The 13,193-nt window shown below is 38.3% G+C and carries 6 protein-coding genes; 1 reads left to right on the forward strand and 5 read right to left on the reverse strand.

Going from position 1 to position 13,193, the window contains the following annotated elements; all coding sequences use genetic code 11:
- Positions 1–622: 622 nt before the first annotated feature.
- The 3 genes from BLS14_RS06310 to BLS14_RS06330 form a co-directional block, all read right to left on the reverse strand.
- A complete protein-coding gene (locus BLS14_RS06310) occupies positions 623–1,564 on the reverse strand; it encodes a tetratricopeptide repeat protein (protein WP_063563818.1) in 942 nt (313 codons plus the stop codon).
- 82 nt (positions 1,565–1,646) lie between these two features.
- Complete coding sequence (locus tag BLS14_RS06315) at positions 1,647–6,239, reverse strand: DNRLRE domain-containing protein (protein WP_090950133.1); 4,593 nt, start codon at positions 6,237–6,239, stop codon at positions 1,647–1,649.
- A gap of 1,992 nt (positions 6,240–8,231) precedes the next feature.
- Positions 8,232–9,761 (reverse strand): MFS transporter, encoded by a 1,530-nt coding sequence (locus BLS14_RS06330; protein WP_090950135.1) that lies wholly within the window; start codon positions 9,759–9,761, stop codon positions 8,232–8,234.
- 237 nt (positions 9,762–9,998) lie between these two features.
- On the opposite strand from BLS14_RS06330, the gene BLS14_RS06335 reads away from it, so the two are divergent.
- Entirely contained in the window at positions 9,999–10,451 is a 453-nt protein-coding gene (locus BLS14_RS06335) for an Lrp/AsnC family transcriptional regulator (protein ID WP_063563815.1), read from the forward strand.
- Between the two features lie 592 nt (positions 10,452–11,043).
- Here BLS14_RS06335 and BLS14_RS06340 read toward each other — a convergent pair.
- Both BLS14_RS06340 and BLS14_RS06345 read right to left on the reverse strand, forming a co-directional pair.
- A complete protein-coding gene (locus tag BLS14_RS06340) occupies positions 11,044–11,796 on the reverse strand; it encodes an SDR family NAD(P)-dependent oxidoreductase (RefSeq protein WP_072733506.1) in 753 nt (250 codons plus the stop codon).
- 395 nt (positions 11,797–12,191) lie between these two features.
- On the reverse strand, positions 12,192–13,181 hold the full coding sequence (locus tag BLS14_RS06345) for an alpha/beta hydrolase (RefSeq protein ID WP_090950137.1): 990 nt from the start codon (positions 13,179–13,181) through the stop codon (positions 12,192–12,194).
- Between the last annotated feature and the right edge of the window lie 12 nt (positions 13,182–13,193).

Genomic DNA, 13,193 nt, shown 5'->3' on the forward strand with positions numbered 1-13,193 from the left:
TTTATAAAGCTGTAATGGGCGCATATTATATTTGGATAGCATATTTATCCATACGAATTTAAAAATATCTCGGGGGTTATAAAAAGAAAAAGCCACATTTATCCATGGGATGTAAGTGTAAGTTGAGTTGATTATGGAATCATCAGTTAACTGAAGATAAGATAATTGATTGGGTGCAATGTAATGATTTGATAATGATGAGGTTCGTTTGAATTATAACAACTGTTTCACAAAACTCGTATTTTGTACATATGTATAGACGTCAGTATCCGTAGTAGTTTAATGTTGTCCTTCGACAGTTGTGTTGTGTTTTGGTGTCAGTATACCGTTATCCCATACTTAATTGAAGAGAAAGATGTTGAACAAGAATTGAGCTGCTTTTAGCCTAGCAGCCCCGATCTCAATCATAGAATGTGTTGAAGTTACATACCTAATCGGCATTGAAACAAAGTTGTTTCAATACCTTGCATACTTCGTGACCTTTAAATTTTGCGGTTTTTGACGTCGATTCACAGAATACGCATTGCCCTTTGTCTTTAATTAACGGAGCAAATTTGGATATTGGTAGGTAACTTTATGATGTCATTCGTACTCATTCAGTTTCTTTCATTGTTTCAATACTTTATGCCAATTTATTTTTTGCAATTATATTTTCAGGGTCAATTTTTAAGATGCGGATGTAACAAGCTCTTTCTTTTTCTATTAAATGGATCAAACTATAAATTTGAGCTAATAGTAACAAAATATCTATATCAATCGGGTCTAATGATGAGGCATGTTCTAATAGTTTAATTGAGGTCTCATAATTGCCTTGCCTCTCAAGCAACTTACCTTTGAAATAAAGCGCAACAGTATTATTTGGATCAAAACTTAATATTGAATCTAAATAATATGCTGTTAATTCAAATTGATTTTCTTCAAGATAAATTTTTGCGATTTGTAACCTTACATCGTAATCTTCAGGTTCTGATATTAGGATCTTTTTAAAATAGATAATAGCTTCCTCTTTTTTTCCCATATGCTTTAACACTAATGCTTTGTTATACATTGCATTAGTTGATGATGGATCTATCTGTAAAGCCCAATGAAATTCTTCGAGCGCTTCTTGATTATTGCCCAATTCATGAAAAATTAATCCTAGGTTAATATGGGCCTCTTCTTGATTAGTATTAAGTGCTAATGATTTTTGATAGTATTCTATTGCTTTCTTAAATTCCTCCTTTTTTTGATAACAAAGGGCAAGATAATACAGAGCATCTTCAGAATTTGAGTTTATCATTACTGCACGTTTACAAAAAATTAATGCATCTTCAATATTGCCTAATTGTAAATAGACATAACCTTTATTAAAGTATAATCTTTCCCATGTAGGGAATAGTCTAATTGCCCTGTCGTAAACTTCAATTGCGGCATTATATTCTTTTAACTCTGTAAGACATCTTCCCATGTAATTCAGTGTATCTTGGGTATCTATATTATCATTGAGAGCTTTTTTAAAGTAAACTAATGCTGCATCATAATTACCTTCTGCATAGTACTCTTCCCCTTGTTCAAAAAAAGTCATTTTTTTGCATCTCCTTTTTATAATATTGACCCCAACAAATAAGTTGTTGAGGTCAAAAATACTAAGATCAATTGATAATTAATTATCTATACATGTCCAAATCATTCCAACTTCTATTGTTATCATTTCTTTGATCTCTTTTATCTCGGTGTAATTCTTTTGTACTTTTTTCCCTTTGAGACCTTGAACCAAATTTATCATTTATTTGTTTCTTTTCTCTTTTTTTCGCCTCGCTCCCTCTCATTCTATCGTTCTTAGCCATTTTGTCTCTATTTGCGAAATACTGATATCCTTTTTTAATTCCATATCCTGCCGCTATACCAAGTCCTACTGCTGCAGTTACGCCCAAAGCGACTTCACCCACACCTGGTATCGCATACACACCAAGTGCCCATGCAAAATCTCCATTAGGATCAACACTGTTAATTGGATCATTGGCAGCATAAATGTACAAATTTGAATCGATTGGCTCAACATTATCTTGGCTAATAAAACGACCATCTTGTGGGTCGTAATATCGGTTGAATAGGTAAAACATATCCGTTTCTTCATCGAAGTAATAACCACTATAAGTGAATGGATTATATAAAGTTCCTGTCTTACTAGTTAAATTACCCCAAGGGTCATATGAATAGCTGGAAACGATATTACCATTAATATCGGTTAATCCTACTACATTTCCGTGTCCATCATAATTATAATAATACGTTTTTCCATTCTGTGTTTGACTTACCCGCTTACCCAAAACATCATACGAATATAATACATTTAATCCTGTTGTAATATTGTTTTCTACAATAAGATTTCCTGTACTATCTTCATACTGGTATTTGTAGTCATTAAGGATAGAACCAGTACTGCTTTTTACTATTTTCTCAGTCCGTTGCCCCTTAGCATTATAGCGGAACTCAACGGAGCTACCGTCTGGTTGTGTTTCTTTGGACAGCTTGTCATCCGTATTCCATTCAATATGAATACTACCTTGTTCAGTGAGTTGGCCTTTTTCGTTATACGAGTAGTTCAGAGTACCATTGGGTCCATTTACATTCGTTAATTGGTTCAAATTATTATACGTGTATTTGGTAACTCCAGTAGCATTTGTCATCGTTAAACGATTACTGGTGTTGTCATAAGAATAACTCGTTGTCCCTGTATTATCCGTATAATTTTTCAAACGACCAGTCTCATCAAATTCGTAACTAGATGAGGATGATAGGTTATTTGTTACGGTTTTGATTCGTCCATTCGAATCAAGATCATAAGAGTATCCCCATAATAATGTTGTCCCTTTTTTGTAATCAACATTCTTGAGTCTATTCGTATTATCATACGTTAGAGATTGGACTACACCATCGGCATCTGTCCGTTGGACTGAAGTGACATTGCCATTCGGATCATAACTAAGATCTTCTATAGTTTTTTGGTTAGAATCCTTGACTTGTTTAAGTTGATTTGCTTTATCATAAGAGAAAGACATTCCTTGCCCCCATCCATTCTGTGGGTTCCAGGCAATCAAATTTTGATTGTTGTCATATTGATAAGCAACTTGAGGTGAACTTTGTACTACCTGACTTTTAACATCATTTGTCGCTGTATGATCGTAGTTGGTTGTTTGGCTAGCACCTAGTACTGTGTCTTTTATCGATATAATATTTCCATTCGAATCATACGTAGGATCATAAACCATTTCGGGCGTGGAAGCACTGGCTGAAATTCTTTCATCTAGATTCTCGAGTTCATCAAGCCAATTATACTGATAATTTGAGACATGTCCATTTGGCTCCGTTACTTTTACCAATTGGTCTGCACCGTTATATTCCATCGTGGTGAATTGATTCGCTGCATCTTCACTAATAACTTGATTGATCCCTTGTGAATCATATTTGTAGACTGTTTTATTATCATCAGCATCCGTTGAAGACGTTCTATTTCCATACGAGTCATAGGTATAACTCGTGCTTTGCAATAATGGATTTGTAACTTTAAGAAAATCACCAAATATATTGAATTCATAGGTCGTCTTTTGATTTATGGCATCCGTATAACTCGTGCGGTTACTATAACTATCATATGTCGAGATTTCCTTATGTTGTTCTGGATCCATTGTACTTGTAATGTTACCATTGAGGTCATACGTGTTAATGGTATCATTACCTTTCGGATCAGTAATTACCAGCTTGTTATAATTATCATCCAAAGCAAAGCGGGTGACCCTTGATAACGAGTCGGTTATTTGGGTTACCACATAATTCGAATTCGAATTATATGTCGTTGTATTTCCATTCCGATCCGTAGCTGTTGACACAAAATTCGGTAAATCATATGAATATGTGGTTCCAGGTCGACTTGCTAAATCAGCATTTGCTCCCTCACCAAAAGGTTCTTGTACCTTCTGCAATAATTCATTATTGTACGTAAATGACGTTTTCCGTCCACTTGGATCTGTGACTGTCGTTAAGTGATGGCTCGAATCGTAGGAAAACTTGGTTATTCGATAATTGGTTGCATCTAAATAAGCATCAACATTTGCCAGATTGCCAGCGGTATCATACCCGTAGTTAATTTTACGACCAACGAAATCTGTGATATTAGAAATTTTCCCTGATACATTGTAATTCATCGTAGTGACCCGATTGCTAGGATCTGTTATAGAAGTAAGTTGGTTTGAGCTGTTATATCCATATGATATTTTATTTCCATGGAGATCTTGTTCATACAACAACTTTCCGGTATACACTTCTGTATAACTATCACCATTTGCATCAAAATGCAATTTTGTACCATCTTTATAAGTTAAGTCATAACCATTAACGGCTCCGTATGATTCGGTGGTTCGTGTGATTTTTAAATAAGTTCCCGGCGGAGATTGGTAACTATCGGAAGTTGAATTATAGGTGAATTCATGATAGGTACCGTCAGAATCTTTATAGACCAATTTACTCCGGTCATAACGCTCCATAATAGCTTCGCTGCCCGAATAAGACCAACCATATCCGAGTGGGGAATCTTCTAATGCTTTCGAATTATAGGTTCTTGTAAAGTCAACTCCCATACCACCACGGCCTTTTAGGCTTAGGTCATTATATTGGATAACATTGTTACCTGTAGTCATATTCGTATAGCTTCGACCACCGACCAAGTCATGGCTATCGTATGTCCAATACTTTTCAAGCCCAAGACGACTCCCGTTAAAATACGTAACAGACAGCATTGGGCGATTTGTTGCATTCAATGTAGAATCGCTCGAAATAAACTTTTTATACGAGTTTGTAGATTCAGATAAACTTTTCAACAAAATTCCGTAGTTTGCACTTCTCCATTTATCAATTTGATTTGTGACATCCCATTTATAATTAACCCCAAGATCAGTTAGATAACTAACTTGATTTGAATCTAATAAAGTGCTTTTGTAGTCGCCCCCCTTATTAGTCCAAGCTGTTGTTCCATTTGTGGTGTTCCAATTTGTGCTTTCCTCTAACCAGGACTTGCTTAGTTCGTATGCACCAATTTCAACATTAGTGTCATTAGCCACGCTGGAAAGCCATAAATTCACATCGGCGCTTAAGATATTTGCACCCACTGGAATCGATGAAACATTAAACTTTAATAAAGATCGAATGACATTGTTTTGCGTGGAGTCTTTGTATAATCCAACGCCTAATGAGGTTTCGGTTCCACCGGTTTGTGTTGGGAAATAACTGCGGATGTTGGTGTCATTCCCGTCGGCTGCATTTGGCTGAAACCGGATAATTGTAGGATCAATCGTTACGGGATAGACCCTCTTAGGATTTTCAAGCCAGGCTCGGTCAGGAATGATGTCAACAAAATATGTAGAGCCTCGTTTAACCAATTTCATATTCACGTCATAGGAACGTGCTTCCTCAGGAATATCATCAGATTGTTCTATCTTCTTGTACCCTTCTGGAATATAGGAATCATACATAAACGGTTGTTCAATATAAAAGACTTTTAAGTGGCTTTTCTTATCAACAAAATAGATTTTCCCAGTACTATCTTGTTCCATACCCAAACCTTTTATTTTGAAATTATATGTGAACTTTACTGGCGAGGAAGCGGAAGGTGCCTTATCCAGAACAATATCTTCCTTTAATTTGCGGTCCTCAACTGTGTAATTTATATTGGTGTTGTCATACAAGTTATTGAAACTTAACTTATTATTCTTGTAAGAAGCAGCACCTTCATGGGAATTTTTAACAAATCCAGAGTCTAGATTGTCAGATTGTGATGCGGGGTCCATCACAATGGATAAACCATCCATACCAATGGTAACTAGATTTTTGTCTAAATTGCGCTTTTGAAACTTTACTTCAAAATCGTTTGATTTATTTTTTATGACGTTATTGTTAGTATCCACAATCAAATTATTATCAAATCTACTCCATTTATTGTTGTTACTTTTATAATGAATGGGCTCTTGATATATTTGTGTTGTCAATGTTCCGTTTGAATTCAGAAATGTCTCCGAATCCTGGGTCCGACGATCCTCCAGTTCAACTCTAGATGTGGTGATTTTTTTTGATAGAGTAGCTGGAACAGAACTTGCTGCATTTGCCTTTAGCGCTTCCGTTGGAATTGTTTGAACGGCAATTGTGATTGCCAGAAAAAGCGATAATCCTCGGTAATACTTTTTTTTCTTTCCTTCAAATAAACTCATGTGATATTCCCCTCGCGTTTTTTCTAAGATGCATGACTAAATTTATTCTCTAATTTTTCCTCCTTAACACAAAAATACACAGCTAAATAAATATATACTAATTTACGTAAAAAACTAGTTGTAAATTATTACTGGGTTCCCAGTAATATGAGGGATCAATTAGAAGAAAAATTGAGCACTATGAATAAGAATCGAGGACTAAAAATTCAATAGAGATGGACTTATCAAAAAAAATGATCCTCAAGAGTAAAGCAACAAGGGGGATTTAGGGGAGTAAACTAATAACACAAAAAAAGGATCTAGTTGGCTCCTTTATTGTGACTTAGATATTTCAAGTTGATATTTTGTGAAGAATTGCGACGTTGTCTGATGGATACGCCATCTAGAAAACACTAACATTTCTTTTGCGTAATTTCTTAAATACGAGTACTCCTTATTGGACTTAATAAAACTTAATATCTTTTCGGCAAATACTGTTGGATTCATCTCTTTTGTATTTATTTCGAGGTCATATTCATCAAAATTTCTTCTTGTGTGAATGGCCCGCTCCAGATCCGTGAGTGATATCGTTCAACAATTGACCGGGGTCGTCCAAAAGTCAGAATAATTTCATTAGAACTCACATAACCTATACCTTTATGATAGCAGTCGCATCTCCAGAGACGCTTTTAACAGAATCTGACCTGATACTAATGGAAGAGGGTAGCCCTGTTCATGACTTCACACTGAGCCTATGTGATGCTCTTCTTCAGTGGTCCGGTCACCATTAAGCTACGTATATCCATGAAGCAAAACTCCACCCATATAGGGCGGTGGTTACAAGGTGGATAACTATTTTAAGTCATTAAGGAGGATGCTTCATACATCAAAATTTGAATATAATCCATTTTAGTCCCGAGCATTTCAATATATTCAGCAACTTATATCTTGCTTTACAAACTTGAGTTCCCTTTCCTCTTCAACAAGCGATGCTTTCGAGCCATTGCGGAAGAGGAACGCTAACTTGCTCTTATCCATTACGGTAATCGGTACAAGTTCTTGTCCCTAACAATTACAAAATCAGCACTAAGTACGATATCTGCATATGTTTCCCCTCCTTTGATCCAAAATCACATCCAGTTTCCTCCCCCTTTTCTTTGCTAAAGTGCTTTTACAAGTTTGTTTTATCTAATTCAAATGAGATCACAGTTTTAATTGAAGTACTTCCGAGCATTAAAGCTGGTTTCTTTGACTAAAAACAGCATTCAGTGTTTCAGTCACCCAAAAGGACACAACACTTCTACTCAGATCTTCATTTAATTGAAATGCGAAATCTGTCCTGCATAATGCTACTTATTGAGGTTTTAATTACATGGCTTTTCATTTATACATCCATCTAATCGGTAATCGGACTATGTTCTTGTCCATTCCGGCAATCGGTACAAGTTCTTGTCCTTGGCTCGGGACACGAATTTGTACCGATAATATAAAAAAGCCGCTAACATAGCGACTTCAATGGGAACATGTTCTTGCCTCTCGACAGTATTGCTGTATTCTCTGACCAGATTGGTCTTTCACTTCAACTAATTGATTCAGTGCATCATAAATATACGTTTGTTTGCCATCGTCCTTTTCCATTGACAGATGTCAACTGATTGGCGTTATTATGCGTATATGTTGTTATTTGCTCTTGCCCACTGCTGACGTCTACCTTCTACGTACGATTACCCTCCTTGTTAGACCCTGTAACTCCTTTTTCGAGCTCTAATAAGTATTCTGTCCATCATTAGGTAATTAGCTAACTCGTTTTCATGAAGGCTAAAATGAAGTTCATTACAAATATCACATTCATCATAATTAAAAAAGATTCGATTGCCTAAAACTGCTGGAATAACATCTGCCTCCTTTTTAAAAGGCACATAGGAGGCCCTTTGACCGCAAAAAGGCAAATTCTATCTTGGTAATTCCCTATTTGTACATACGAGAGGTAACCACTTGTGGGAGCGATGCCCTTCACACTTTACCTGTTTTCTTGGATCTGAAAATCATGAAACTAATCGCAGCCAAAACCCACACACCAATGCCACCATATAGCATTACCAAGCCAAAGCCGTGCACAAGAGCTTTATGGACCAAGGCTCCTGACGTATCTAGAGAGGACAGTTCTGGAAAACTCTGCTTGAGAGATGTAAAATTTCCGGCCGCTATTTTCTCAGCTAAAGTCCGCAATTTCGTTGTATCGAAAATCCCATGAAGTGCTCCCTTCAAATAAGACAAAATACCATTCTGCAAAATGAATCCCATAACAGCGATGTTAATAGCTAGACTGATCAATCTGGCACTCATGTCTATACCCGAAGCCATGCCTGCACGTGTAATCGAAACCGAGCCAGTCGTCGTGTTGGTTACAGGCGTGTTCGTCAATCCCAGCCCGATACCAGCCAGCAGAGAACCTGGAAGCATGGTTAGCCAGTTGGCGTTATCTCCTCCACTACCATATTTCATTAAAATGAAGCCCGTACCGATGATGAACAAGCCCAATGGAATAACTATACGCGGCTGATAACGGAGCGAAAGGCGCTCTGCCAAGGGAGGGATCACCAAGGTTGGCAGAGCATAAGCCAAGAGAGACAGACCAGCAGCTACAATGCCATAACCAAGACCGCTCTGAAAATAAATCGGCAGATAGATCATGAACGGCCAGAAACTGAAATTCATGCCGATAGAGCCAAGAAGAGCACCGGAAAAATTACGTATCTTGAATACGGAAAAGTCGAACATCGGATGGGCGCTAAGCGTTTCCGCAAAAAGAAAAATAATGAAGCTTATTGATGCTGCAACAAGAACGCCTATGGATACTACGCTAGTAAAGCCATGTTCGGTTCCTTGAGTGATAAAGTATGCCAGACCAAAAACCGTCAACGAAAGCGTGACGATGCCAATAATATCTAGTTTTTCCGCATGAGGATCGCTTGATTCATCCACACCGCCAAAAACAAGGATCAATGTGAGGATAGTCAGTGGGACGTGGATCAGGAAAACCCAATGCCAGTTTAATACGGCCACAATCATCCCCCCAAAAATGGGTCCAAAACCAAGGCCGATACCAAATACGATCCCCCATACTGCAAAGGCTTTGCTACGCTCCCGCTCCTCCTGAAACCGATGCGAAAGAATTGCAATCTGGCAAATCTGCATTGCACCCGCACCCACACCTTGAAGAAATCGACTGATGATTAGAACCGATGTGTTTTGTGCCAAGCCACAAATCAAAGATGTAATACCAAACAAGACGAGGCTAATAATAAAAATACGTCTCCTTCCATAACGGTCAGCCAGCGTTCCCACTGCCATCAGAACCGTCGCACAGGCAATGGTGTAGGCGTTCATAATCCATTGCATATCCTTGAGGTTTCCATGCAGCACCTTTTCCAAGGTAGGCAGAATTACTGGCACACTGGAAATTTCGAGGCCAAACATTAGTGCGGACAAACATATCGCAGCCAATGCGATTATATTTTTGCTAGAATGGGAAATAGTCATTGAAAGTACCCTCCAATATAAACACGTACATATAACTCTTCTGTAATTACTTTATTTATTTCATATCTACTCATTGCTTGCCATCCTCTCTGACTTCTCATGTATAATTTACGTGTGTCTTATTATATAATTTATATCTTCCATTTTACATATCATATAAAATCAAATATTATAATTATGCTAAGTAATAAAAGCTATTTTCTTAAAAACACCTTAAATTTAAAGGAGCTTATTCAAATGGATCATGTAGATAAACAAGTACTCTTCTATCTTCAAAAACAGGCGAGGATTTCAATGACTGAGCTAGGCAAAAGCGTTGGGTTATCCCAACCTGCCGTAACGGAACGAGTTAAGAGAATGGAAGAGAAGGGAATCATCGAAGAATATCACACCGTTATTTCTCCTGAAAAAATTGGGAAACATGCGACTGCCTATATGCTTTTTCAAACTAGAGACTGCTTGGCATTTCTTGATTATGTCCATGCATCTCCCCATGTTGCTGAGTGCCACCGCATAAGCGGAGAACATAGTTATTTATTAAAAGTTGTAACAGAATCCACACGCACGCTCGAGGAGTTCAGCAATCAGTGCGATAAATATGGAACCTACACCATCTTGATTGTCATGTCTTCACCGATCGATCATAGTCTTCTCATTCGTTCTCTCGAAGAAGCCAATAGAGCGGACTAATTCCAAGCTGAACTTCCAAAATCATAATCAAGTTCTATATCAACGGACGTTTACAGATATAATAAGGGCCTTAGTCCGAAGAAACTCAGGACCAAGGCCACTTATCTCATTTTTTTACTGTGGAGAATTTCATTTTAATCAATTCCTACGGTCCGATGTCATACAGATCAGAGGTTTTAACTACATATGCTTAATTTTAGATAATCATCTAATCGGTAATCGGACTATGTTCTTGTCCATTTCGGCAATCGGTACAGGTTCTTGTCCTTGGCTCGGGACAAGAACCTGTACCGATAAAATAAAAAAGCCGCTAAAATAGCGACTTTGAATGGAACAATGTTCTTGTCCCGTGACATCTCTCTGTGAGATCCCTAATACCTTACCTATCATAGCCTTTTCGTTTTAAATTAAACCTATGCTATCAACACTCAACTTGCTCCGTCAATTAACATTTATGTTAAATTCTTAAAAGGGCAGAAATTAGTTAATCTGCCCTTTTCTTTGAAAGTTATTGTTTGTTAATGAGATAGGATTCATTCGTTCATTGTATATCCCCTTCATCATTTCTAATTTAGTGTCCATGTAGAAATTCTTAAAGGGTAAGACCACCATCGGCTACGATAATGGAACCTGTCATATAACTTGATCCATCCGAAGCCAGGAATGCAACGACTTGAGCGAGTTCCTCTGGTTCAGCAAACCGTCCAATTCTCATATTAGGGAATTCTTCTGGCATATATTCATTGTCTTGCAGCATTTGTGGAACAGCCGCTGTCAATGGTGTAGCTACACCACCAGGACAGATCGCGTTAACACGGATACCTTTTCTGACGTATTCAAGCGCAGCTGCCTTGGTTAAACCGGCAACGCCGTGTTTGCTGGCTGTATAAGCGGCCAAGCTGTGTTCAGCGCGAATGGCTGTTGTAGATGCAGTATTAATGACATGACCGTATCCTTGTTCGTCCATCACTCGAAGTGCATGTTTCATTCCGAGGAATATGCCCTTCAGATTGACATCGATGATTCGATTGAAGTCTTCCAGGCTCATGCTATGGAAACTTTGGAACTGTTGGATGATTCCGGCGTTATTAAAAGCTACATCAATTTTTCCGTACGTATTAACAGCTTGCTGGATATAATTTTGAACATCATCTTCTTTGGAAACATCGGCTTGTACAAAAATGGCTTCGCCATCTTGCTCCTTTACCAGCTCCAGTGTCTCTTGTCCTGTTGCAGTATTATAATCGACCAGAACCAGCTTGGCTCCTCTGGCTGCCATCAGAATGGCGCTTGCTCTTCCTATTCCACTGCCTGCTCCTGTGATTGTAATGACTTTACCTGCCAGGGAATCAGATTGTTTGTTTGCAGCAACCGCAGGTTTGGTTTTCGGAGTTTCTCCTGACACAATTGAAATACCAGCCAAATCATTCTTTAAAGCTAGCAATGTAACTTCAGGAATATCCACTTGAGGAACCGCTACCAACTGATTTAGTGTGAAATTGGAAGCCATCTTAAATGTAGGAGCGTTAATAAACTCGGGTAGATGTTTAGTTAGAATTGCTAACGCCTCTTCATTATTCAGTAAATCCCCGATTTCAATATTTTCATTGTAGGCCATTATTCTTCATCCTCCGATACATGATGTGTGTAAAATATTAAATGATAGTATGACTATCATTTTGATTATTAAGATATCATTTATTGTCTACATTTGCAATTATCATTTGAATACTTGGTAAATTATCGAGGTGGAACGGGAACAAGCCGCAATTGATGATCCAACTGGATTGCTGCTGCTTCTGATAAGAGATCACCCCCAAAGTCAAGAATAGCTCGGAGAGGAACTTCCATTGCTTCTTGATTCAACGATTCCCCAAGAACAGGTATTGCGGCTAAAATGACCTGTTTACAGACTTCATTTTTCCACAAAACACCCAGTTGTACATCCAAACTGTATTGATCAACAGAATCAACCTGAATGCTCTCTCGCTCCGAGGCGAATTCACCAAATATGCCTCGGAGCCAGCTTATACAAAGACGAAACCACTGCGCAACAGCCGGTTCGACCATGCTGCGTAACCCTCCTGAAGTATGAGGTCTTGCGAGCGATAAGCCATGTACGCCTTTGGTAAAGATATGCATCTCAAACGGGACATTTGCATGGTTAAGAGCTTCTGCAAAAGTCAAAGCGTTACTAACTGGAACCAATCGATCCTCGTACGTGTGAAATATGAACGTTGGCGGTGTTAACGCATCTACAGACTTATCGACGCCTGGTACCAGTACAGGGAAAATACGGCTCATCGATTCCACAATGCATGGATAACCAAGAATCATGGCATTGGGCCTAATCTTTCCCATAGTTCCTAACGCTGCCGCTAAGTGTCCACCAGCCGAGAAGCCACATACAGCTATTTTGTCTGGATCAATCCCCCACTTCGAACTATTCTCCTGAATCAATTCCAGTGCTTCTTCTGCATCATTCAAAGGTTTCGGAAATACAGCGTTCTGATTAATCGAATATTGTAACGTAAAAGCCTGGTACCCCTCCGCTAGAAAAGCCATCGCTATCGGTTCTGCCTCCCGCTCTGAACATGCTCTGTATGCCCCACCAGGTAAAATGAGAACAGCAGGTCGATTGCCCATGTTAGACATTCCTTGTGAAGAATCCAATACATAAGCCGTTAGACTAACGTTCGTATTGGTGAGTTCAACCGTTGTTAACTTCATATATCCTCCTAT

It is taken from the genome of Paenibacillus sp. OK060 (genome assembly GCF_900101205.1).
Classification (GTDB): domain Bacteria; phylum Bacillota; class Bacilli; order Paenibacillales; family Paenibacillaceae; genus Paenibacillus; species Paenibacillus marchantiae.

Excerpts from the sequence above, each read along its gene's own strand:
- BLS14_RS06310 (WP_063563818.1), bottom strand. The coding sequence starts at position 1,564 with ATGACTTTTTTTGAACAAGGGGAAGAGTACTATGCAGAAGGTAATTAT.
- BLS14_RS06315 (WP_090950133.1), bottom strand. The coding sequence starts at position 6,239 with ATGAGTTTATTTGAAGGAAAGAAAAAAAAGTATTACCGAGGATTATCG.
- BLS14_RS06330 (WP_090950135.1), bottom strand. The coding sequence starts at position 9,761 with ATGACTATTTCCCATTCTAGCAAAAATATAATCGCATTGGCTGCGATA.
- BLS14_RS06335 (WP_063563815.1), top strand. The coding sequence starts at position 9,999 with ATGGATCATGTAGATAAACAAGTACTCTTCTATCTTCAAAAACAGGCG.
- BLS14_RS06345 (WP_090950137.1), bottom strand. The coding sequence starts at position 13,181 with ATGAAGTTAACAACGGTTGAACTCACCAATACGAACGTTAGTCTAACG.